Annotated in this window: 18 protein-coding genes and 1 rRNA gene; 18 read left to right on the top strand and 1 reads right to left on the bottom strand. The window is 69.1% G+C overall.

The genetic code is table 11. The annotated features are described in order from the left end of the window. The first annotated feature begins 19 nt into the window (after positions 1–19). Positions 20–2,506, top strand: coding sequence for a phenylalanine--tRNA ligase subunit beta (gene pheT, locus C6Y44_RS14550; protein WP_159418123.1), 2,487 nt, complete (start codon positions 20–22; stop codon positions 2,504–2,506). Here the strand turns inward: pheT and C6Y44_RS14545 are convergent. Next, a complete protein-coding gene (locus C6Y44_RS14545; protein ID WP_159418124.1) occupies positions 2,495–3,562 on the bottom strand; it encodes an Lrp/AsnC family transcriptional regulator in 1,068 nt (355 codons plus the stop codon). The genes pheT and C6Y44_RS14545 overlap by 12 nt on opposite strands. Positions 3,563–3,620: 58 nt before the next feature. Between C6Y44_RS14545 and C6Y44_RS14540 the strand changes: the two genes are divergently transcribed. From C6Y44_RS14540 to C6Y44_RS14460, 17 genes are all read left to right on the top strand, one after another. Continuing rightward, a complete protein-coding gene (locus C6Y44_RS14540; protein WP_159418125.1) occupies positions 3,621–4,952 on the top strand; it encodes a flavin-containing monooxygenase in 1,332 nt (443 codons plus the stop codon). Continuing rightward, on the top strand, positions 4,949–5,860 hold the full coding sequence (locus C6Y44_RS14535; protein ID WP_159418126.1) for a bile acid:sodium symporter family protein: 912 nt from the start codon (positions 4,949–4,951) through the stop codon (positions 5,858–5,860). The genes C6Y44_RS14540 and C6Y44_RS14535 overlap by 4 nt, the downstream gene beginning before the upstream one ends. Further along, complete coding sequence (locus C6Y44_RS14530; protein ID WP_159418127.1) at positions 5,857–6,861, top strand: SDR family oxidoreductase; 1,005 nt, start codon at positions 5,857–5,859, stop codon at positions 6,859–6,861. Before C6Y44_RS14535 ends, C6Y44_RS14530 begins: the two co-directional genes overlap by 4 nt. Beyond that, positions 6,858–7,373 carry a PspA/IM30 family protein gene (locus C6Y44_RS14525; RefSeq protein WP_120283015.1) on the top strand — a complete coding sequence of 172 codons (516 nt, stop codon included), beginning with the start codon at positions 6,858–6,860 and terminating at the stop codon, positions 7,371–7,373. The genes C6Y44_RS14530 and C6Y44_RS14525 overlap by 4 nt, the downstream gene beginning before the upstream one ends. A 60-nt stretch (positions 7,374–7,433) precedes the next feature. Then, positions 7,434–8,507, top strand: coding sequence for an N-acetyl-gamma-glutamyl-phosphate reductase (gene argC, locus C6Y44_RS14520; RefSeq protein WP_159418128.1), 1,074 nt, complete (start codon positions 7,434–7,436; stop codon positions 8,505–8,507). Next, entirely contained in the window at positions 8,504–9,754 is a 1,251-nt protein-coding gene (gene argJ / locus C6Y44_RS14515) for a bifunctional glutamate N-acetyltransferase/amino-acid acetyltransferase ArgJ (protein ID WP_120283011.1), read from the top strand. The genes argC and argJ overlap by 4 nt, the downstream gene beginning before the upstream one ends. Continuing rightward, on the top strand, positions 9,751–10,689 hold the full coding sequence (gene argB, locus C6Y44_RS14510; protein ID WP_120283009.1) for an acetylglutamate kinase: 939 nt from the start codon (positions 9,751–9,753) through the stop codon (positions 10,687–10,689). The genes argJ and argB overlap by 4 nt, the downstream gene beginning before the upstream one ends. Continuing rightward, a complete protein-coding gene (locus C6Y44_RS14505; RefSeq protein WP_120283007.1) occupies positions 10,686–11,873 on the top strand; it encodes an acetylornithine transaminase in 1,188 nt (395 codons plus the stop codon). Before argB ends, C6Y44_RS14505 begins: the two co-directional genes overlap by 4 nt. Positions 11,874–11,879: 6 nt before the next feature. Beyond that, on the top strand, positions 11,880–12,809 hold the full coding sequence (argF, locus tag C6Y44_RS14500; RefSeq protein WP_120283006.1) for an ornithine carbamoyltransferase: 930 nt from the start codon (positions 11,880–11,882) through the stop codon (positions 12,807–12,809). A 2-nt stretch (positions 12,810–12,811) separates the two neighbouring features. Continuing rightward, on the top strand, positions 12,812–13,321 hold the full coding sequence (locus C6Y44_RS14495) for an arginine repressor (RefSeq protein ID WP_016692767.1): 510 nt from the start codon (positions 12,812–12,814) through the stop codon (positions 13,319–13,321). Positions 13,322–13,368: 47 nt separating this feature from the next. Next, positions 13,369–14,568 carry an argininosuccinate synthase gene (locus C6Y44_RS14490; RefSeq protein WP_060652959.1) on the top strand — a complete coding sequence of 400 codons (1,200 nt, stop codon included), beginning with the start codon at positions 13,369–13,371 and terminating at the stop codon, positions 14,566–14,568. Positions 14,569–14,570: 2 nt separating this feature from the next. Continuing rightward, on the top strand, positions 14,571–15,992 hold the full coding sequence (gene argH, locus C6Y44_RS14485) for an argininosuccinate lyase (RefSeq protein WP_159418129.1): 1,422 nt from the start codon (positions 14,571–14,573) through the stop codon (positions 15,990–15,992). 153 nt (positions 15,993–16,145) lie between these two features. After that, entirely contained in the window at positions 16,146–19,130 is a 2,985-nt protein-coding gene (locus tag C6Y44_RS14480; RefSeq protein WP_159418130.1) for an AMP-binding protein, read from the top strand. 39 nt (positions 19,131–19,169) lie between these two features. After that, complete coding sequence (locus C6Y44_RS14475; protein ID WP_159418131.1) at positions 19,170–19,391, top strand: Trm112 family protein; 222 nt, start codon at positions 19,170–19,172, stop codon at positions 19,389–19,391. Then, on the top strand, positions 19,376–20,026 hold the full coding sequence (locus C6Y44_RS14470; RefSeq protein WP_159418132.1) for a DNA-3-methyladenine glycosylase: 651 nt from the start codon (positions 19,376–19,378) through the stop codon (positions 20,024–20,026). The genes C6Y44_RS14475 and C6Y44_RS14470 overlap by 16 nt, the downstream gene beginning before the upstream one ends. 15 nt (positions 20,027–20,041) lie before the next feature. Further along, a complete protein-coding gene (gene tyrS / locus C6Y44_RS14465; protein WP_159418133.1) occupies positions 20,042–21,319 on the top strand; it encodes a tyrosine--tRNA ligase in 1,278 nt (425 codons plus the stop codon). 474 nt (positions 21,320–21,793) lie between these two features. Continuing rightward, a 16S ribosomal RNA gene (locus tag C6Y44_RS14460) occupies positions 21,794–23,315 on the top strand. Positions 23,316–23,338: the final 23 nt, after the last annotated feature.

The raw sequence follows: 23,338 nt of genomic DNA, 5'->3' as shown, positions 1-23,338 counted from the left end.
ACGAAAGAGCTGAGCACAAGTGCGAGTAGCGCAGTCCTGGCTGACCGAGATCCTGCAGCGCGCCACCCCGGAGTGGAACGTCACCGCCGAGGAACTCGACGCGGGATTCGTCCGGGTCGGACTCGAGGTCGAGGACATCGAGACCCTCGGCCGCATCGACAACCTCGTCGTCGGACGGGTCGTGGAGATCACCGAGCTCACCGAGTTCAAGAAGCCCATCCGCTTCTGCAAGGTCGACGTCGGTGAGGACGAACCGCGCGGCATCGTGTGCGGTGCCCGCAACTTCGCCGAGGGCGACCTCATCGTCGCCGCCCTGCCCGGCGCCGTGCTCCCCGGCGACTTCGCCATCGCCTCGCGCAAGACCTACGGGCACGTCTCCGACGGCATGATCTGCTCGCTGTCCGAGCTGGGCATCGGCAAGGACCACTCCGGCATCCTCGTGCTCGAGCCCGGCACCGCCGAACCCGGCACCGACGCCAACGACCTGCTCGGTCTCGGCGACACCGTCATCGAACTGAACATCACCCCCGACCGCGGATACTGCTTCTCCGTCCGCGGACTCACCCGCGAACTCGCGTGCGGCTTCGACCTCGAATTCGCCGATCCCGCGGCCGTGCCGGCGCTGCCGTCCGACGCCGGCGAGGCCTACCCGATCCGGCTCGAACCCGAGACGAAGGCCACCCGGTTCGCCGCGCGGCGCGTCACCGGCATCGACCCGAAGGCCGTCACCCCGTGGTGGATGCAGCGCCGCCTGCACACCGCCGGTGTCCGCCCGATCTCGCCCGCGGTCGACGTGACCAACTACGTCATGCTCGAACTCGGTCAGCCGCTGCACGCCTTCGACGCCGCCACCCTGCAGGGTGAGCTGGTCGTGCGGCGCGCCCGGGCAGGGGAGAAGCTCACCACCCTCGACGGTGTCGAGCGCGACCTCGATCCCGAGGACGTCGTCATCACCGACGACTCCGGAGTGATCTCCCTCGCCGGCATCATGGGCGGCGCCACCACCGAGGTCGGCGACAGCACCACCGACGTGCTGCTCGAGGCCGCCACCTGGGATCCGCTCGCCGTCTTCCGCGGCAACCGCCGGCACAAGCTCAGCAGCGAGGCCGGCAAGCGCTTCGAGCGCACCGTCGACCCGGCTCTGGCCCCCGCCGCGCTCGACCGGGCCGCGAGCCTGCTCGTCGAGATCGCCGGTGGACAGGTGGAATCGACCCTCACCGACATCGTCGTGCCCACCGAGAGCCCGACGATCCGCATGGACATCGACCTGCCCGACCGCATGGCCGGGGTGAGCTACCCGAACGGCACCGCCGCCCGCCGCCTCACACAGATCGGGTGCGCGGTCGAGGTCGGCGTCGGCGAGGACGGCCACGGCCAGCTCGTCGTCACCCCGCCGACCTGGCGCCCCGACCTGCGCCAGCCCGCCGATCTGGTCGAGGAGGTGCTGCGCCTCGAAGGTCTCGAGCAGATCCCGTCGGTGCTGCCCACCGCTCCCGCCGGCCGTGGTCTGACGGCCACGCAGAAGCGTCGCCGCGCCGTCTCCCGCGCCCTCGCCCACGACGGTTACGTCGAGGTGCTCGCCCCGGTGTTCCTGCCGGCCGGCGTGTTCGATACCTGGAAGCTCGACGCCGACGACCCGCGACGGGTGACCACCAAGGTGCTCAACCCCCTCGAGTCCGACCGTCCGGAGCTGGCCACCACTCTGCTGCCGGGTCTGCTCGAGATCCTCGGCCGCAACGTCTCGCGCGGACAGCGCGACCTGTCGCTCTACGCGATCGCGCAGGTCGTGCAGCCCACCTCCGAGACGAAGCCGGTCGATCTGCTGCCGGTCGACCGTCGTCCCACCGACGACGAGATCGCCCTGCTCGAAGGGTCGCTGCCGAAGCAGCCCGTCCACGTCGGTGGTGTGCTCGCCGGGTTGCGTGAACCGGCCGGTCCGTGGGGCACGGGCCGCGCCGCCGATGCCTTCGACGCCTTCGCCGCCGTGGAGACCGTGGCACGTGCCGCCGGGGTGCGCCTCGAGCGCCGCGCCGCCCAGTACCTGCCGTGGCATCCCGGCCGCTGCGCCGAACTGCTCGTCGACGGGGTCGTCGTCGGCCACGCCGGCGAACTGCACCCCGCGGTGATCGAACGGGCCGGCCTGCCCGCCCGCACGTGCGCCTTCGAACTCGACCTCGACGCGTTGCCGATCGTGGAATCGCTTCCGGCGCCGGTGGTCTCGCCGTTCCCGGCGGTCCTGCAGGACGTCGCGGTCGTGGTCGACGCGGACGTGCCGGCCACCGACGTCGAGAGCGCCCTGCGCTCGGGTGGCGGCGACCTGCTCGAGGACATCCGCCTGTTCGACGTCTACCAGGGCGCCCAGCTGGGGGAGAACCGCAAGTCCCTCGCATTCGCGCTGCGTTTCCGCGCTCCCGATCGCACCCTCACCGAGGACGAGGCCAGCGCCGCCCGCGAGGCGGCGGTCGCCGCCGCGGCCACCGCGGTCGGTGCCGAGCTACGCGCCTGAGACGACGTCCGCGTCCCCGCCCGGCAGCCACACGTCGGGCGGGACCGTGGTGACCTTGCGGCCCGCGCGGTCGAGGATGTGCCCGGCGAGCTTGTGAATGCGCAACACCAGCACCCGGTCCCGCACGGTCAGGTCCGGGCAGCGCGCGAGCAGTCGGGCCTCGAAGTCCGGGACCTCGGCGGGGGAGTGCAACCACGCCTGCACTACGAGGTTCGCGGCGCCGACGACGGCGAAACAGTTGCGCACCTCCGGCTCCCGGCTCACCACCCGCCCGGTGGCGGTCAACCGCTCCACGGGCACCGTGCACCACAACGTGACGAGCACCGCGAAACCTGCTGCGGGATGAGCGAACTCGCATCGTAGGCCGACGACGTCGGCGGCCAGCAACGCCTCGACCCGGCGTTTGACCGTGGCCGCGGCAGCCCCGGCGATCTCCGCCAGGGTGCGCATCGGGGTGCGGCCGTCCACCGCCAACGCCGACAGGATCGCGCGATCGGTGGCGGAGATCGCCGTGCGTCCGCGCCGCTCACCCACCCGCCGCGAGCCCGTGGCCAGTTCACCGCGCTCGCCGGGGCCGAGCGCGTTCAGTCGCCACGCCCCGCCCTCGGTGAACCACTCCGAGACCACGTGGGTGCGGATCGACGCGACACCGGGCAGGTGTGCCAGGTCGTCGACGACCAACCGGGTCATCTGCTCGTAGGTCGCGGTCGCGGCGGTGACGAGCAGGTCGGCGCCCGCCGACGGCACCTCGACGGTCACCGCGTGCGGACGCCCCGTCATCACCTCGGTCACCGACCTCCTCGCGCCGGGCACCACGGTGATCTCGAGCAGTGCGGTGGTCACCTGCGCGAGGATGCGCGGCCCCGGGGTGATCGTGGTCCACGCCAGACGTTCGTGTTCGAGGCGACGCCAGTGCCGGGCCACCGTGGCGGCATCGAGACCGAGCGGCCCGGCCAGCGCATCCCACGTCGAACGCGGGGACCACTGGAGCGCATTGATTATTCTCAGGTCGATTTCATCGATCGATCGCGCAGTTCCGTACTCGAAATCGTCCATTTCGTCATTATCCTGCAAAATCCGTGCCGAATTCGCGCGGCCTGCCAGCCTACGACACATGGAGACGGAACAGAAGTATGCGCTGATCGGGGCGGGGCCCTCGGGGCTCGCCGGGGCCCGCGCGCTCTCCCGGCACGGCATCGACTTCGTCGGCTTCGAATCCCACAGCGCCGTCGGGGGGTTGTGGGACATCACCAATCCGGTGAGCACGGTCTACGAGTCGGCGCATCTGATCTCCTCGAAGACGACCACCGAGTTCACCGAGTTCCCCATGCCGCCGCAGACACCGGACTATCCGGGGCACGCGGAACTCGCCCGGTACTTCCGCGACTACGCCGACGTCTTCGGCCTGCGTGAGCGCTACCGCTTCGACACGACCGTGACCCGCGTCGAACCGGACGGCGACCGGTGGCGGGTGACCGCGACCGGCCGGGACGGCACCGCGACCACCGAGCTCTACCGCGGTGTCGTGGTCGCCAACGGCACCCTCGCGACCCCGAACCACCCGCAGATCCCCGGCGAGTTCGACGGTGAGCTCCTGCACACCAGTGCCTACAAGGACCCGACGATCTTCCGCGGCAAGCGGGTCCTGATCGTCGGCGCCGGCAACAGCGGCTGCGATATCGCCGTCGACGCCGTCCATCACGCCCGGTCGGTGGACCTGAGCGTGCGCCGCGGCTATCACTTCGTGCCCAAGTATCTGTTCGGGCGTCCCGCCGACACCCTCACCCGCGGCCGGCCGCTGCCGGCGCCGATCAAGCAGCGCCTCGACGCGCTGGTGCTGCGCCAGTTCACCGGCGACCCCACCCGCTTCGGGCTGCCCGCACCCGACCACCGTCTCTACGAATCGCACCCGGTCGTCAACTCGCTGATCCTGCACCACCTCGGCCACGGGGACGTGCAGGTGCGGCCCGACATCGAGCGCTACGACGGCGCCGAGGTCCGGTTCCGGGACGGTTCGGCCGCCGGCTACGACATGATCGTGCACGCCACCGGCTACGTCCTCGACTATCCGTTCCTGGACCGGGACCTGCTCGACTGGCGCGCCCACGCACCGGACCTCCTGCTGAACATGATCAGCCGCCGGTTCGCGAACCTGTTCGTGCTCGGCATGGTCGAGTCGTCCGGGCTCGGCTGGCAGGGCCGTTACGAACAGGCCGAGCTCGTCGCCGCCGCGATCGGTCTCGCCGATACCGATCCGGCGGCCGCGGCGCGATGGCGCGCGGCGCTGGCGGCCTCGCCCCCGGACCTCACCGGCGGTTACCGCTATCTGAAGCTCGGCCGGATGGCCTACTACGTCAACAAGGACGCCTATCGCACGGCGCTGCGCGAGCAGACCCGCGCAGTCCGCGAGGCCGCCGCCTCGTCCCCCGGGGCGGGCGTGCGGTGAACGTCGACGACGTCAGGCTCTCCTTCGACTCCGGTTCGCTGCTCGCCCTCAACGTCGTGCTCGCGGCGATCATGCTCGGCATCGCCCTCGACACCTCCGTCGACGACTTCCGCCGCGCGCTGCGCGCACCGAAGGCCATGGCGGTGGGCATCGCCGCGCAGTTCCTCGCGCTGCCCGCCGTGACCTGGCTGCTGACGTTGCTGCTCGACCCCGCCCCGTCGATCGCGCTCGGCATGATCCTCGTCGCGTGCTGCCCACCCGGGAACATCTCCAACGTCCTCACCCACCGCGCCGGCGGCGATGTCGCCCTGTCGGTGTCGATGACGGCCGTGTCGAACGTGCTCGCCATCGTGCTCATGCCGATCAACTTCGCGTTCTGGGGCAGTCGCAGCGACGGCACCCGGGCGCTGCTGCGTTCGGTCGAACTCGACGGTCTCGACATGGTCGTGCAGATCGCCCTGATCATCGGGCTGCCGTTCGTCCTCGGTATCTGGGCCGCGCAGAAGGCGCCCGGCTTCGCGTCCCGCGCCCAGCCGTGGGTGAAGAACGGATCCCTGCTCGCACTGCTCGCGTTCATCGTCGCCGGGCTCGCCGGCAATTTCGCCGACTTCCTCGACTACATCGGGCTCGTCCTGCTCGCGGTGTTCCTGCACGACGCAATCGCGCTCGGTCTCGGCTATCTGTGCGGATGGGCCAGCGGACTGCCCGAGTACAGCCGGCGGGCGGTCTCGTTCGAGGTCGGCATCCGCAACGCCGGCCTCGGGCTCGGCCTCGTCATGACCTTCTTCGACGGCCTCGGCGGCATGGCGATCGTCGCCGGCTGGTGGGGGATCTGGGACATCGTCGCCGGACTGCTCCTGGCCACCGTCTGGGCCCGTCGCACCGCAACCCGAAAGGTGACCGCATGACCTCCCTCACCGCCCTCGTCACCGGCGGCAACGGCTTCCTCGGCAGCGCCGTCGTGGCGGCTTTGCGCTCGCGCGGCGTCCGGGTGATCAGCGCCGACCTCCACGAACCCGCCGACCGCCACGAACGAACAGGCGCCGACGATGCGGTCGTCCACGTGATCGCCGACGTCCGTGACCGCCGCAGGATCGCCGAGGTCGTCGGCACCCACCGCCCCGACGTGATCGTGCACCTGGCATCCATCGTCAACCCCGGGCGTGACACCACCCCGGAGCAGGAATACGCCGTCGACGTCGACGGCGCACGCAACGTCGTCGACGCCGCACTGACCTACGGGGTGCGACGCCTGGTGGTGGCGTCCTCCGGCGCCGCCTACGGCTATCACGCCGACAACCCGGTCCCGCTCACCGAGGACGATCCGATCCGCGGCAACGACGAGTTCACCTACAGCCGGCACAAACGCCTCGTCGAGGAGATGCTCGCCGCCACCCGGGTCGAGCATCCGCAGCTCGAACAGGTGATCCTGCGGATCGGCACGATCCTGGGGGAGACCGTCCGCAACCAGATCACCGCACTGCTCGACCGTGAGCGGCTGCTCGTCGTCGCCGGCAGCGACAGCCCGTTCGTGTTCGTCTGGCACACCGACGTCGCGGCGGCCTTCGCCGAGGCCGTGCTCGGTCCGGTCACGGGCATCTTCAACGTCGCGGGCGACGGGGTCGTCACCGTGCCCGAGATCGCCGCGATGACGAACCGCAGGACCCTCACGGTGCCCGCCGCGGTGCTGAAGCTCGCCCTGCGGATCGGGCGCGCGTTGCGTCTGACGGAGCACGGCCCGGAGCGGGTCGGCTTCCTGCAGTACCGTCCGGTGCTCGACAACCGGCGGTTGCGCGAGGAGCTCGGGGTGCGGCTGCAGTACACCAGCCGGGAGGCCTTCGAGGCGTATCAGCGGGCTCGCGCCGAACAGGACGCAGCGGGAGCCCAGCGACGTAGCCTGGATGCATGAGCAAGGACGAAGCCGGCCGGGTGCCCTCTCCCGAGGAACCCGACAAGCCGGAGCAGCCCGTCCCCGACGTCACCCCGGCCGGGCCGGAGACGCCGACGGTGCCGGATGTGCCGCCGGGCCCGGACATTCCGGACGTGCCGCCGATCGACCCGGAGCCGAGCCCCGATCCCGACGTGACCCCGCGCGAGGAAGACGCCCACGAGGCCCAGGTGCACGAGGCTCAGGTCCACGAGGCCGAGATCGTCGAACCGGGTGCCGTCGATGCCGGAATCGTCGACAGCGGGGTCCGCGCACCGACGATCGAGGAGATCACCGGATACACCGCGGACGGGGTGCCGACCTTCGAATCGGTGCGTGAGAAGATCGAACAGCGTTCGGCGACCGCGCTCGGCGCGGAGGAACTCGCTCACGCGACCGGGGCGGGTCGCACGCTCGAGGAGCAGTACGAGGAGCGCAAGGCAGCTGCTGCCGACCGGCTCGCGGAGATCCGGCGGTCGTTGCGGTCGGAGTGAATCCTCCCGGAAGGGACACCCCCTATGAAATGATTTGCATGAGGGTGCATAATCATTCGTATGGGTACTTCACCGGACTTCACCGCCACCCCCGAGTCGCCGCTACGGGTCGCCGTGGCCGGCGCCAGCGGCTACGCGGGCGGCGAGATCCTGCGCCTGCTCCTCGGCCACCCCGCCTACCAGGACGGCTCACTCGCCATCGGCGCGCTCACCGCCGGGGGTAATGCCGGCGCCACCCTGCGTGAGTTCCATCCCCATCTGCTGCCGCTCGCCGACCGCGTGCTCGGCGCCACCGACATCGACACCCTGCTCGGGCACGACGTCGTCTTCCTCGGCCTGCCGCACGGCCACTCCGCCGTGATCGCCGAGCAGCTGCCCGAGACGACCGTCGTTATCGACTGCGGCGCCGACTTCCGGCTCGAGAGCGCCGCCGACTGGCAGCGCTGGTACGGCAGCGACCACGCCGGCACCTGGCCCTACGGCATGCCCGAGCTGCCCGGCAAGCGCGACGCCCTCGTCGGCGCCACCCGCATCGCGGTCCCCGGTTGCTACCCGACCTCCGCCTCCCTCGCCCTCGCCCCGGCCGTCGCCGCCGGCATCGTCGAACCCGTCGTGAACGTCGTGGCCGTCTCCGGCACCTCCGGCGCCGGGAAGTCCCCGAAGGTCGACCTGCTCGGCTCCGAGGTCATGGGCTCGGTCCGCGCCTACGGCGTCGGCGGCGCCCACCGGCACACCCCGGAGATCAAGCAGAACCTCTCCGCCCTCGCCGGTACCGACGTGAAGGTCTCGTTCACCCCCGTCCTCGCGCCCATGCCGCGCGGCATCCTCGCGACCTGCACCGCACCGACCACGGTGACCGCCGCCGAGGCCCGCGCCGTCTACGAGAAGGCCTACGCCGACGAACCCTTCGTGCAGTTGCTGCCGGAAGGCGCGCTGCCCGCCACCGGCGCGGTGGTCGGCTCGAACGCCGTCCAGATCGCCGTCACCGTCGACGCCGACGCCGGACTGCTCGTCGTCGTCGCCGCGCTCGACAATCTCACCAAGGGCACCGCCGGTGCCGCCGTGCAATCGATGAACCTGGCACTCGGCCTGCCCGAGACCGCCGGCCTGTCCACCGTGGGAGTGGCTCCGTGACCGAGAACAAGTACGCAGACGACGTCTACACCGGCGCCACCGAGATCGCCGGGGGACGCCTGATCCGCACCCAGGGTGTCACCAGTCCCGCCGGCTTCCGGGCCGCAGGCATCCCCGCCGGCATCAAGGTCTCCGGCAAGCAGGACCTCGCGCTCGTGGTCAACGAGGGCCCCGAACTCACCGCCGCAGGTGTGTTCACCACCAACAAGGTCAAGGCCGCCCCCGTCCTGTGGTCCCAGCAGGTGCTGAAGTCCGGCAGCCTGCGCGCGGTGATCCTCAACTCCGGCGGCGCCAACGCGTGCACCGGTGCCGGTGGTTTCCAGGACACCCACGCTACGGCCGAGGCCGTCGCCGACGCCCTGAGCAACTGGGGCACCGAGACCGGTGCAGGTGAGGTCGCCGTGTGCTCGACCGGCCTGATCGGCGACCGTCTGCCCATGGACAAGGTGCTCTCCGGCGTGCAGGAGATCGTCCACGAACTCGCCGGGGGCATCTCCGGCGGCACCGACGCCGCGTACGCGATCATGACCACCGACACCGTGCCCAAGCAGGCCGCCCTGCACCACGCCGACAAGTGGAATGTCGGCGGCATGGCCAAGGGCGCAGGCATGCTCGCCCCCGCCCTGGCGACGATGCTGTGCGTGGTCACCACCGACGCCGTCGCGACCGCCGAGCAGCTCGACACCGCGCTGCGTCACGCGTCCCGGCTCACCTTCGACCGCCTCGACGTCGACGGCGCGACCTCCACCAACGACACCGTGCTGCTGCTGGCCTCCGGCGCGAGCGGGATCACCCCGAGCCAGGACGAGCTGAACGCCGCCGTCCTCGCCGTGTGCGACGACCTCGCCGAGCAGATGATGGCCGACGCCGAGGGCGTCACCAAGCGGGTCACCGTGACCGTCCGCGGCGCCGCCAGTGAGGCCGACGCCCTGATCGGTGCCCGCACCGTGGCCCGCGACAGCCTCGTCAAGACCGCCCTGTTCGGCTCCGACCCCAACTGGGGCCGCGTGCTCGCCGCCATCGGCATCGCCCCGATCGAACTCGACCCCGACAAGATCTCCGTGTCGTTCAACGGCAATCCGGTGTGCATCGACGGTGTCGGTGCCCCCGGCGCCCGCGAGGTCGATCTGTCCGCCGCCGACATCGCCCTCGACATCGACCTCGGTCTCGGCGACGCGCAGGTGTCCATCCGCACCACCGACCTCTCGCACGCCTACGTCGAAGAGAACTCGGCGTACTCGTCGTGACCGGAACGAGCACAGGAGACGACGTGACCGACGCACTGATCGCCGACCTCACCTCGCACCAGAAGGCGTTCGTCCTCGCCGAGGCTCTGCCGTGGCTGCAGAAGTTCCGCGACAAGATCGTCGTCGTCAAGTACGGCGGCAACGCCATGATCGACGACACCCTCAAGACCGCCTTCGCCGCTGACATGGCGTTCCTGCGCACCGTCGGCATCCACCCCGTCGTCGTGCACGGCGGCGGCCCGCAGATCAACGCCATGCTGAAGCGACTCGGCCTGGAAGGTGAATTCCGCGGCGGCTTCCGCGTCACCACCCCCGAGGTCATGGACGTCGTGCGGATGGTGCTCTTCGGGCAGGTCGGGCGCGAACTCGTCGGCCTGATCAACAGCCACGGGCCCTACGCCGTCGGCACCTCCGGCGAGGACGCCGGACTGTTCACCGCGACCCGCCGCACGGTCGTCGTCGACGGCGAGGCCACCGACATCGGCCTCGTCGGCGACGTCACCAGCGTCCACCCCGGCGCGGTGCTCGACCTCATCGCCGCCGGCCGCATCCCCGTGGTCTCGACGATCGCGCCCGACGCCGACGGCGTGGTGCACAACATCAACGCCGACACCGCCGCGGCCGCCCTCGCCGAAGCGCTCGGCGCGGAGAAGCTGGTCGTGCTCACCGACGTCGAAGGCCTCTACACGAACTGGCCCGACCGCAGCTCGCTCACCTCGCGGATCGACGCCGACGCGCTCACCGCGCTGCTGCCGTCGCTCGACTCCGGCATGGTCCCGAAGATGGAGGCGTGCCTGCGCGCCGTGCAGGGCGGAGTGCCCACCGCACACGTCATCGACGGGCGCCAACCGCACTCCGTGCTCCTCGAACTGTTCACCGAAGAAGGCATCGGCACCATGGTGGTGCCGTCCTCCGAGAAGGAAGGCCCCGCATGACCGGCACGTCCGACCTCCAGCAGCGCTGGGCGGGTTCGCTGATGAACAACTACGGCGTGCCCAAGGTCGCGCTGGTCGAGGGCGACGGTGCCGTGCTCACCGACGCCGACGGCAAGCAGTACCTCGACCTGCTCGGTGGCATCGCCGTCAACAGCCTGGGCCACCGCCACCCGGCGATCATCGAGGCCGTCACCGCGCAGCTGAACCAGCTCGGCCACGTGTCGAACCTGTACGCCTCGCCGCCGGTGCTCGAACTCGCCGAGAAGCTCCTCGACCGCTTCGGTCACGAGGGCCGCGCCTTCTTCTGCAATTCCGGCACCGAGGCCAACGAAGCGGCCTTCAAGATCGCCCGGCTCACCGGACGGCCGAAGATCGTCGCGTGCGAGAAGGCCTTCCACGGCCGCACCATGGGCGCGCTCGCCCTGACCGGCCAGCCCGACAAGCGCGCCCCCTTCGAACCGATGCCCGCCGGCGTCGAGTTCGTGCCCTACGGCGACCTCGACGCCCTCGAGGCCGCCGTGGACGAGAACACCGCCGCCGTCTTCCTCGAACCGATCATGGGCGAGTCCGGCGTCGTCGTCCCGCCCGAGGGTTATCTCGCCGGCGCGCGTCGCATCACCACCGAACGCGGTGCACTGCTCGTGCTCGACGAGGTCCAGACCGGCATCGCCCGTACCGGCAGCTTCTTCGCCCACCAGGCAGCGGGCATCACCCCCGACGTGATGACCCTCGCCAAGGGTCTCGGCGGCGGACTGCCCATCGGCGCCGTCCTCGCCACCGGCCCGGCCGCCGAACTGTTCCAGCCCGGCAAGCACGGCACCACCTTCGGCGGCAACCCGGTGTGCGCCGCGGCCGCCCTCGCGGTGCTGCGCACGATCGACGAGCAGAACCTGCTCGACCACGTGAACACCGTCGGCAAGACCCTCGCCGTCGGCATCGAGGAACTCGGGCACCCGCTCGTCTCGCACGTGCGCGGCTCCGGGCTGCTCCTCGGTGTCGTCCTCACCGCCGAGAAGGCACCGGCTGTCGAGACCGCCGCCCGAGAGGCCGGTTTCCTCGTCAATGCCGCCGCACCCGACGTGATCCGCCTCGCGCCCCCGCTGATCCTCACCGAACAGCAGGCCGAGAGCTTCGTGACGGCGCTGCCCGCCGTCCTCGACACCGCCGACCGGGAAGGGAACTGACGACCCGTGCTCCGCCATTTCCTGCGCGACGACGACCTCACCCCGGCCGAACAGACCGAGGTGCTCGAACTCGCCGCCGAACTGAAGAAGGCACCGCTGTCCCGCCGCCCCCTCGAAGGGCCCCTCAGCGTCGCCGTGCTCTTCGACAAGACCTCCACCCGCACCCGCTTCTCCTTCGACGCCGGCATCGCCCAGCTCGGCGGACACGCCATCGTCGTCGACACCGGCTCCACCCAGATCGGCAAGGGTGAGACCGTCGAGGACACCGCCCGGATGTTCTCCCGGTTCACCGAAGCGGTCGTGTGGCGCACCTACGGCCAGGACCGCATCGAGACGCTCGCCGAGCACTCGACCGTGCCCGTCGTCAACGCGCTCACCGACACCTTCCACCCCTGCCAGGTCCTCGCCGACCTGCAGACCATCCGCGAGAACAAGGGCGCCACCGCGGGCTTGCGGATGACCTACTTCGGCGACGGCGCCAACAACATGGCGCACTCGCTGATGCTCGGCGGCGTCACCGCCGGCATGCACGTGACCATCGCGTCCCCGGCCGGGTTCACCCCCGACCCGCAGGTCGTTGCCGCGAGCCGCGCACGGGCGGAGGAGACCGGCGGCAGCGTCACCGTCACCGACGACCCGCGCACCGGAGCCACCGGCGCCGATGTGCTCGTCACCGACACCTGGGTGTCGATGGGGCAGGAGGACGACGGCAAGGACCGCGAGGCTCCCTTCCGGCCGTTCCAGCTGAACGACGCCCTCGTCTCCCTCGCCGACACCGACGCGATCGTGCTGCACTGCCTGCCGGCCTACCGCGGCAAGGAGATCACCGCCGAGGTCATCGACGGACCGCGGTCGGTGGTGTGGGACGAGGCCGAGAACCGCCTCCACGCACAGAAGGCCCTGCTCGTGTGGCTGCTCGAGCAGAGCCGGAGCTGACCGTGAGCACCGCGGCGAACCATGCGGACAGCGCAGCGACCGCGCCGACGCGCGCGGCGCGGCAGGCCCGCATCGTCGCACTGCTCGCCGCACACCCGGTGCGCAGCCACACCGAACTCGCCGCCCTCCTCGCCGAGGACGGCATCGAGGTGTCCACCGCCACCCTGTCCCGCGACCTCGAGGAACTCGGTGCCGTCAAGCTCCGCGCAGCCGACGGCGGCGCCGGGGTGTACGTCGTCCCGGAGGACGGCAGCCCCGTGCGCGGTGTGACCGGAGGCACCGACCGTCTGTCCCGGTTGCTCGGCGAACTGCTGGTGTCCACCGACTCCAGCGGCAACATCGCCGTGCTGCGCACCCCGCCCGGGGCGGCGCACTATCTGGCCAGTGCACTCGATCGGGCATCATTACCCGAGGTGGTCGGAACGATCGCCGGCGACGACACCATCGCGGTCATCGCCCGCGAACCGACGACGGGAGCCGAACTGGCCGCGAAAATCGAATCACTCGCCTGACCTACCACTCATAGACGCACGTCGAAATACGAAGGAGCACAAAGACAATGGCCGAACGCGTCGTACTCGCCTATTCGGGCGGGCTGGACACCTCCGTCGCCATCAGCTGGATCGGCAAGGAGACCGGCAAGGAGGTCGTCGCCGTGGCCATCGACCTCGGCCAGGGTGGCGAGGACATGGAGGTCGTGCGTCAGCGCGCCCTCGACTGCGGTGCCGTCGAATCGATCGTCGTCGACGCCAAGGACGAGTTCGCCAACGAGTACTGCCTGCCCACCGTCCAGGCCAACGCGCTCTACATGGACCGCTACCCGCTCGTCTCGGCCATCAGCCGCCCGCTGATCGTCAAGCACATCGTGCAGGCCGCCCGCGAGCACGGCGGCACCGTCGTCTCCCACGGCTGCACCGGCAAGGGCAACGACCAGGTCCGCTTCGAGGTCGGCTTCGGCGCCCTCGCCCCCGACCTCCAGGTCATCGCACCGGTCCGCGACTACGCCTGGACCCGCGAGAAGGCCATCGCCTTCGCCGAGGAGCACGGCCTGCCCATCAACGTCACCAAGCGTTCGCCGTTCTCCATCGACCAGAACGTCTGGGGCCGCGCCGTCGAGACCGGCTTCCTCGAGGACCTGTGGAACGCCCCCACCAAGGACGTCTACGACTACACCGAGGACCCCACCGCCCACTGGCAGGCCCCCGACGAGCTGATCATCAGCTTCGAGGCCGGCCGCCCCGTCGCGATCGACGGCAAGCACGTCACCGTCCTCGAAGCCATCCAGGAACTCAACCGTCGCGCGGGCGCCCAGGGTGTGGGCCGCCTCGACATGGTCGAGGACCGCCTCGTCGGCATCAAGAGCCGCGAGATCTACGAGGCCCCCGGCGCCATCGCCCTCATCACCGCCCACCAGGAACTCGAGCACGTCACCCTCGAGCGCGAACTCGGCCGCTACAAGCGTCGCGTCGAGGAGCGCTGGAGCGAGCTGGTGTACGACGGCCTGTGGTACTCGCCGCTGAAGACCGCCCTCGACGCCTTCATCAAGAACACCCAGGAGCGCGTCACCGGCGACATCCGTATGGTGCTCCACGGCGGACACATCACCGTCAACGGCCGTCGCAGCCCCGAGTCGCTGTACGACTTCAACCTCGCCACCTACGACGAGGGCGACAGCTTCGACCAGTCCAACGCCAAGGGCTTCGTGCAGATCCACGGCCTGTCGTCGAAGGTCGCCGCGAAGCGCGATCTGGGCCTGTAGTCATGACAGCTCACGGCACCAACGAAGGTGCCCTGTGGGGCGGCCGGTTCGCATCCGGACCGGCCGCCGCCATGGCGGCGCTGAGCAAGTCCACGCACTTCGACTGGGCGCTCGCCCCGTACGACGTGCGCGCCTCGCAGGCCCACGCCAAGGTGCTGCACCGCGCCGGACTCCTCACCGACGACGACCTCGCCACGATGCTCGACGGCCTCGACCGTCTCGCCGGCGATGTGGCCTCCGGTGCGTTCGGTCCCGCCGAGTCCGACGAGGACGTGCACGGCGCGCTCGAACGGGGACTCATCGAGCGGGTCGGCCCCGAGGTCGGCGGCCGGCTCCGCGCGGGCCGCTCCCGCAACGACCAGGTCGCGACGCTGTTCCGGATGTGGCTGCGCGACAGCGCGCGGCGCATCGCCGACGGTGTCCTCGACGTGGTCGACGCCATCGCCGGCCAGGCCGCAGCGCACCCCGATGCCGTGATGCCCGGCAAGACGCACCTGCAGGCGGCGCAGCCCGTGCTGCTCGCGCATCACCTGCTCGCCCACGCGCATCCGCTGCTCCGCGACGTCGACCGGTTGCGCGACTTCGACAAGCGCGCGGCGGTCTCGCCGTACGGGTCGGGCGCGCTGGCCGGATCGTCGCTCGGTCTCGACCCCGACGCGATCGCGGCCGATCTGGGCTTCGACTCGGCGGCGGACAACTCGATCGACGCGACCAGCTCCCGCGACTTCGCGGCGGAAGCGGCGTTCGTGTTCGCACAGATCGCCGTCGACCTCTCCCGCATGGCGGAGGAGGTCATCCTGTGGAGCACCCCCGAGTTCGGGTACGTCACCCTCGCGGACGAATGGTCGACCGGGTCGTCGATCATGCCCCAGAAGAAGAATCCGGACGTCTCCGAGCTCACCCGCGGTAAGGCCGGTCGTCTCATCGGTAACCTCACCGGTCTGCTGGCCACGCTCAAGGCGCAGCCGCTGGCCTACAACCGCGACCTGCAGGAGGACAAGGAGCCGGTCTTCGACTCCGTCGCACAGCTCGAGCTGCTGCTCCCGGCGATCGCGGGCCTCGTCTCGACGCTGACCTTCCACACCGAACGCATGGCCGAGCTCGCACCCGCCGGATTCACCCTCGCGACCGACATCGCCGAGTGGATGGTCCGCCAGGGCGTTCCGTTCCGCGTCGCCCACGAGGCGGCCGGGGCATGCGTGCGGGTCGCCGAAGACCGCGGGGTCGGTCTCGAGGACCTCACGGACGAGGAGCTCGCCGGTGTCGATCCGGCGCTGACCCCGCAGGTGCGGGAAGTGCTCACCGTCGAAGGATCCATCGCCTCGCGCGACGCGCGTGGTGGCACCGCGGGCGTGCGGGTGGCCGAGCAGCTCGGCCGCGTGCGCGACGCCGCGGCACACCTGCGCAGCTGGGTGCGCGGCTGACACGCCTGCCGTCCCGGGCACACCCCGAGTTGCCCGGGACGGTGAGGGCGGTGTGGCAGGCTGACACATACTCTCGGCATGCAGCGGGTACCGGTGTAGAACCGCAGGTGCCGGGGACCGCTGCGGATACATCGTCGAGAAGGGGAGCGGACCGTGGGACTGGACGCCGATGTAGTGACCGAGTCGGTGCGACGGCTCGTCGCCACTGCCCAGAACGGTCTCGAAGTCCTGCGTTTCGGTGGTCTCGAACCAGGCCGCTCGTCCTCGCCGTACCAGGTCGTCGAGCGCACCTCCATGTACCGGCTCCGCCGGTACTTCCCCGAATCCGACACCGCCTCCACGGGCATCCCGATCGTCCTCGTGCCACCGATGATGGTGTCCGCCGAGGTGTACGACGTCACCCGTGACGCCGGCGCCGTCGGCACCCTCCACGAAGCGGGTCTCGACCCCTGGGTCGTGGACTTCGGGTCGCCTGACCAGGAAGAGGGGGGCTGGAAACGCACCCTCACCGATCACATCCTCGCCCTCGACGAAGTCGTCGACTGCGTCCGCGCCTATACCGGTCGCGACGTGCATCTCGGTGGGTACTCGCAGGGCGGCATGTTCTGCTATCAGGTCGCGGCGTACCGGCGTAGCCGCGGCATCGCGAGCCTGATCACCTTCGGCAGCCCGGTCGACACCCTCGCCGCCCTGCCCTTCGGGATTCCGGAGATCGTCGCGACCCACTCCGCGGACTTCCTCGCGGACCACGTCTTCAACCGCCTCGCGATCACGGGATGGATGGCGCGCACCGGATTCCAGCTGCTCGATCCGGTCAAGACCGTGCGCTCGCGCATCGACTTCCTGCTCCAGCTCCACGACCGGGAAGCGCTGCTGCCGCGAGAACCGCAGCGCCGGTTCCTCGACACCGAGGGGTGGGTGGCGTGGTCCGGACCGGCCGTCGCCGAGGTGTTGCGCCAGTTCATCGCTCACAACCGCATGGTCAGTGGCGGTTTCGTCATCAACGACCGGGCAGTGAGCCTCGCCGAGATCACCTGTCCCGTCCTCGCGTTCATCGGTGAGGTCGACGACATCGGGCAACCGCTCGCCGTACGCGGCATCCGCAAGGCGTCGCCCCGCGCGGAGGTCTACGAATACACCTTGCGCGCAGGGCATTTCGGTCTGGTTGTGGGCAGTGTCGCCGGTCAGCAGACGTGGCCGTCGGTCGGGGAGTGGGTGCAGTGGCGCGAGGGCGTCGGGGACCGGCCCGTCGGCATCGCGCCGATGGCGGTGCCGAACCCCACCGATGAGGGCACCGGCGTCTCGGTCGCATCCCGCATCACGCACACCGCCGCGACCCTCGCCGACGTCGGAACCGATTTCGGCAAGGGGATCGCGGGGATCGCGGTGGGTGCCGTCCGCGGAGCACGCGATCTCACCGGCGAGGCCGCCCGCGCCCTTCCCCGCCTCGCGCGGCTCGGGCAGATCCAGCCGCGCACCCGCATCTCCGTCGGCGGCCTGCTCGCCGAAATCGGCCGAAAGTCGCCGAAGCGGGAGTGCTTCATCTTCGAGGACCGGGTCTACACCTTCGACGCCGTCAACCGGCGGATCGACAACGTCGTCCTCGGGCTCGTCGACAACGGCATCCGTCCCGCGATGCACGTCGGCATCCTCATGGACGTGCGCCCCAGCGCGATGGCGGCGGTCGCGGCGATCTCCCGCCTCGGCGGCGTGTCCGTCCTGATCCCGCCCGGACCGGACATCGCCGAGGCCGTGCGACTCGGCGGTGTCGAGAAGATCGTCGCCGATCCCGAGAACCTCGACGCGGCCGTCGCGACAGGCCTGCCCGTGCTGGTACTCGGGGGCGGCGACGTCCGCGACCTCGACATCGAACCCGGCGCCGACGTCGTCGATCTCGAACGACTCGACATCTCCTCCGTGCAGCTGCCGGGCTGGTACGTCGCCGATCCGGGACTCGCGCGCGAACTTGCGTTCATCCTGTTCTCCGGTGGCGGCGACACGCTCGCGGTGCGACGGGTCACCAACTACCGATGGGCGCTGTCGGCCTTCGGGACCGCCACCGCGGCCTCGCTCGGACGTGGCGACACCATGTACTGCCTTGCACCGCTGCATCATTCGTCGGGTCTGCTCGTCAGTTTCGGTGGGGCGCTCGCCGGTGGGGCGCGTATCGCGTTGTCGCGCGGGTTGAATCCGTCGCTCTTCAGCGACGAAGTGCACCGCTACGGCGTCACCGTCGTCACCTACACCTGGTCGATGATGCGTGAGGTGCTCGACAGCCCGTCGCTGCACATCGACGCCATCCACCCCATCCGGTTGTTCATCGGCTCCGGCATGCCACCGGGGTTGTGGCGCCGCACCCTCGACCGGTTCCAGCCCGCACGGGTTCTCGAGTTCTACGCGTCGACCGAGGGAAACGTCGTGCTCGCGAACGTCTCCGGTTCGAAGATCGGCTCGAAGGGCCGGCCGTTGCCCGGTAGCGCCGACGTGCGCCTCGCCGCCTACGACGCCGGCGTCGGCCGACTCGTAGAGGACGAACGCGGCTTCGTGCGGGAGGCGCAGGTCGGCGAGGTCGGACTGCTGCTCGGCAGGCCCGGACCCGCCGCCTCGGCGATCACCGGTGTGATGCGCGGCGTGTTCGAACCGGGCGACGTGTGGGTGCCCACCGACAACCTGTTCCGACGCGACGACGACGGCGACTACTGGTTGCTCGACAGTCGGCGGACGGTGATCCCCACCTTCCACGGCCCGGTCTTCACCCAGAGCGTGGCGGACGTGCTCGAAGCGATCCCGCGTGTCGATCTCGCCGTCGCCTATGGCATCTCGGTGGGAGGTCGCGACATCGCGGTGGCCGGCTGCTCGCTGCGGGGCAACCGTGCACCGACGGCCGCGGAGATCACGGCGGCGTTCGACTCGGTCCCGGCCGACGAACGACCCGATCTCGTGCACGTCGTGCCCGACATCCCGTTGGGCCCGTCCTATCGCCCGTCCGCCGATCGTCTGCGCGAACAGGGATTGCCCGTGCCCACCGTCCGTACCTGGTACCTGAACCCCGACACCGGGACGTACAAGCGGTTCACCAAGGCCGTGGCCACGGCGTGGAAGACGGGCACGGCGGGTTCGCCCGCCGGAGCGCGGTAGCCTGGGACCGGTTCGGTTCCGCCCTTCGAAAGGACATCCGTGGCTGTCGATCCCACGTTGCTGAGCATTCTGGCCTGTCCGGAGGACAAGGGGCCGTTGCTTCTCGTCGACGACGCCGTCCTGTACAACCCGCGACTGCGGCGGGCGTATCCGATCGAGAACGACATTCCCGTCCTCCTCGTCGACGAGGCCCGCGAGGTCAGCGACGCCGAGCACGAGGACTTCACCGCGCGCGGTGTCGCCGGATGGAGCACCGACTGAGCCGCAATCGTCGATCCGTCCGCGGCGAACTCGAAGGACTCGATCCGGTCGAGGCTGCCGAAGCGCTGCTCGGAGCAACCGTCCGAGTGGGGGAGACCGCCGTCCTGCTGACGGAGGTCGAGGCCTACGGCGGCCCCGAGGACGGACCGTGGCCGGACCCGGCCGCGCACTCGTACCGCGGACCCACCCCGCGTAATTCGGTCATGTTCGGACCTGCGGGGCATCTATACGTCTACCGCAGCTACGGACTGCACTTCTGCGCGAACGTCTCTCTCGGTCCCGACGGCACCGCCGCGGCAGTGCTGTTGCGCGGTGGTGAGGTGATCGAGGGAGAGCAGGCGGTCCGTTCCCGGCGCACGTCCGGCACTCCATTCTCGAACCTCGCACGGGGGCCCGGCAATCTCGCTGCTGCGCTCGGCCTCGATCTGGCCGACAACGGTATCGACGTGGACGCGGCCGACGCTCGGGTGCGCGTGGAACTTCCGGCCGAACCGCTGGTCGGGGAGGTCGCGCGGGGGCCGCGGGTGGGGATCAGCGTGGCGGCCGACAGACCGTGGCGGTTCTGGGTTCCCGGGGCGATCGGGGTCTCCGCGTACCGGCGCAGCCCACGCGCGCCCGCCGCCCCTCGGGCGTGATGGGATGATCGAACGGTGACTGAGCACATTCTCGACGAACTGACCTGGCGCGGGCTCATCGCGCAATCGACCGATCTCGACGCACTTCGAGGCGAACTCGACAAGGGTCCGATCACCCTCTATGCCGGTTTCGATCCGACCGGCCCGAGCCTGCACGCCGGTCACCTCGTTCCGCTCCTCGCACTCAAGCGTTTCCAGCGCGCCGGCCATCGGCCCATCGTTCTCGCAGGTGGCGCGACCGGCATGATCGGCGACCCGCGGGAGGTGGGGGAGCGCACCATGAACTCCGCCGACACCGTCGCCGAATGGGCAGGGCGGATCCGAGGGCAGCTCGAACGGTTCGTCGACTTCGACGACTCCCCGACGGGAGCCGTGGTCGTGAACAACCTCGACTGGACCGGCACGCTGTCCGCGATCGACTTCCTGCGCGATATCGGCAAGCACTTCTCGGTCAACGTGATGCTCGCCCGCGACACCGTCAAGCGCCGCCTCGAAGGTGACGGCATCTCGTACACCGAGTTCAGCTACATGCTCCTGCAGGCCAACGACTACGTGCAGCTGCGCCGCGAGTACGGATGTGCGCTGCAGGTCGGCGGTTCCGATCAGTGGGGCAACATCATCGCCGGCGTCGAGCTCAACCGCCGTACCGACGGTGAGAGTGTGCACGCCTTGACCGTCCCGCTCGTGACCTCGTCCGACGGCAAGAAGTTCGGCAAGTCCACCGGTGGGGGCAGCCTGTGGCTCGACCCGGAGATGACCAGCCCGTACGCCTGGTACCAGTACTTTGTCAATGCGGCCGACGCCGACGTCATGAAGTACCTGCGGTGGTTCACCTTCCTCGACAAGGACGAACTCGCCGAGCTCGAGACCGCCACCACGGAGCGTCCGCACGCACGGGAGGCCCAGAAGCGACTCGCAGCCGAGATGACCACCCTCGTGCACGGAGCGCACAACACCGCAGCGGTCGAGTTGGCCAGCCGCGCCCTGTTCGGGCGAGGCGAGTTGGGCGAGCTGGACGAGCCCACGCTCGCGGCCGCACTGACCGAGGCGTCCGTGACGGAGCTCCGCGCCGGCGAGCCGGACACGATCATCGACCTGCTCGTCGCGTCGGGTCTGTGCGAGAGCAAGGGAGCTGCGCGTCGCACCATCAAGGAAGGCGGCGCGTCGGTCAACAACGTCCGTATTTCCTCGGAGGAGTGGACCCCGGGCGACGGAGAGTTGCTGCACGGACGCTGGCTCGTCCTGCGCAGGGGCAAGCGGAACTTCGCCGGCGTGCGAGTCGTCCGCGACTGACGCCTTCGCCGACGCTGGCGAGCCTCTGACCAGCGGATTTGACGGCGCGTTAGCGTCGGCGTAACTTAGTCGTCGTTCGAGCGACACCGAACAGCCCGCCGGACCGAAAGGTTCGGAAACAGGCATGTTCGATGTCGCATCGATCGGCTCTCATGGAAGAGAACGGGAAAGCAGCGATTTGCGGCCCTGAAATCGGATGTGATAGCTTGGAACGGTTGCCTCGGAGCGAGCCGGACAGGTGTCCGGTAACGTAACGATGTGCGCGTGTTCTTTGAGAACTCAACAGTGTGCCGATGAATGTCAGTGCCAAATAATATTTGGTGCGGCCATCGAATTTGTTCGGTGGTTGTTGCTGGACATCGCATTCTTCCGTCTGCGGTGGTCCAGTGTTTTATAGCTAGTTTGAGTTTGTATGCTAGTGATTTGACTCGATGTCTTTGACTGATTGCCCCTTTTCGGGGTGATTGTGAGTCTTCAACGGAGAGTTTGATCCTGGCTCAGGACGAACGCTGGCGGCGTGCTTAACACATGCAAGTCGAACGATGAAGCCCAGCTTGCTGGGTGGATTAGTGGCGAACGGGTGAGTAACACGTGGGTGATCTGCCCTGCACTCTGGGATAAGCCTGGGAAACTGGGTCTAATACCGGATATGACCTCGGGATGCATGTCCTGGGGTGGAAAGTTTTTCGGTGCAGGATGAGCCCGCGGCCTATCAGCTTGTTGGTGGGGTAATGGCCTACCAAGGCGACGACGGGTAGCCGGCCTGAGAGGGCGACCGGCCACACTGGGACTGAGACACGGCCCAGACTCCTACGGGAGGCAGCAGTGGGGAATATTGCACAATGGGCGCAAGCCTGATGCAGCGACGCCGCGTGAGGGATGACGGCCTTCGGGTTGTAAACCTCTTTCACCCATGACGAAGCGCAAGTGACGGTAGTGGGAGAAGAAGCACCGGCCAACTACGTGCCAGCAGCCGCGGTAATACGTAGGGTGCGAGCGTTGTCCGGAATTACTGGGCGTAAAGAGCTCGTAGGCGGTTTGTCGCGTCGTCTGTGAAATCCCGCAGCTCAACTGCGGGCTTGCAGGCGATACGGGCAGACTCGAGTACTGCAGGGGAGACTGGAATTCCTGGTGTAGCGGTGAAATGCGCAGATATCAGGAGGAACACCGGTGGCGAAGGCGGGTCTCTGGGCAGTAACTGACGCTGAGGAGCGAAAGCGTGGGTAGCGAACAGGATTAGATACCCTGGTAGTCCACGCCGTAAACGGTGGGCGCTAGGTGTGGGTTTCCTTCCACGGGATCCGTGCCGTAGCCAACGCATTAAGCGCCCCGCCTGGGGAGTACGGCCGCAAGGCTAAAACTCAAAGGAATTGACGGGGGCCCGCACAAGCGGCGGAGCATGTGGATTAATTCGATGCAACGCGAAGAACCTTACCTGGGTTTGACATGTACCGGACGACTGCAGAGATGTGGTTTCCCTTGTGGCCGGTAGACAGGTGGTGCATGGCTGTCGTCAGCTCGTGTCGTGAGATGTTGGGTTAAGTCCCGCAACGAGCGCAACCCTTGTCCTGTGTTGCCAGCACGTGATGGTGGGGACTCGCAGGAGACTGCCGGGGTCAACTCGGAGGAAGGTGGGGACGACGTCAAGTCATCATGCCCCTTATGTCCAGGGCTTCACACATGCTACAATGGTCGGTACAGAGGGCTGCGATACCGTGAGGTGGAGCGAATCCCTTAAAGCCGGTCTCAGTTCGGATCGGGGTCTGCAACTCGACCCCGTGAAGTCGGAGTCGCTAGTAATCGCAGATCAGCAACGCTGCGGTGAATACGTTCCCGGGCCTTGTACACACCGCCCGTCACGTCATGAAAGTCGGTAACACCCGAAGCCGGTGGCCTAACCCCTTGTGGGAGGGAGCCGTCGAAGGTGGGATCGGCGATTGGGACGAAGTCGTAACAAGGTAGCCGTACCGGAAGGTGCGGCTGGATCACCTCCTTTCTAAGGAGCAACTCCTGTCTCGG

The organism is Rhodococcus rhodochrous (assembly GCF_014854695.1).
Classification (GTDB): Bacteria; Actinomycetota; Actinomycetes; order Mycobacteriales; family Mycobacteriaceae; genus Rhodococcus.
The sequence above is the reverse complement of the archived record's forward strand: the minus strand, read 5'-3'. Positions and strand labels throughout refer to the sequence as shown.

Coding starts and splice junctions, on each gene's coding strand:
- C6Y44_RS14545 (WP_159418124.1), bottom strand. CDS start 3,562: ATGGACGATTTCGAGTACGGAACTGCGCGATCGATCGATGAAATCGAC.
- C6Y44_RS14540 (WP_159418125.1), top strand. CDS start 3,621: ATGGAGACGGAACAGAAGTATGCGCTGATCGGGGCGGGGCCCTCGGGG.
- C6Y44_RS14530 (WP_159418127.1), top strand. CDS start 5,857: ATGACCTCCCTCACCGCCCTCGTCACCGGCGGCAACGGCTTCCTCGGC.
- C6Y44_RS14525 (WP_120283015.1), top strand. CDS start 6,858: ATGAGCAAGGACGAAGCCGGCCGGGTGCCCTCTCCCGAGGAACCCGAC.
- argC (WP_159418128.1), top strand. CDS start 7,434: ATGGGTACTTCACCGGACTTCACCGCCACCCCCGAGTCGCCGCTACGG.
- C6Y44_RS14505 (WP_120283007.1), top strand. CDS start 10,686: ATGACCGGCACGTCCGACCTCCAGCAGCGCTGGGCGGGTTCGCTGATG.
- C6Y44_RS14490 (WP_060652959.1), top strand. CDS start 13,369: ATGGCCGAACGCGTCGTACTCGCCTATTCGGGCGGGCTGGACACCTCC.
- argH (WP_159418129.1), top strand. CDS start 14,571: ATGACAGCTCACGGCACCAACGAAGGTGCCCTGTGGGGCGGCCGGTTC.
- C6Y44_RS14470 (WP_159418132.1), top strand. CDS start 19,376: ATGGAGCACCGACTGAGCCGCAATCGTCGATCCGTCCGCGGCGAACTC.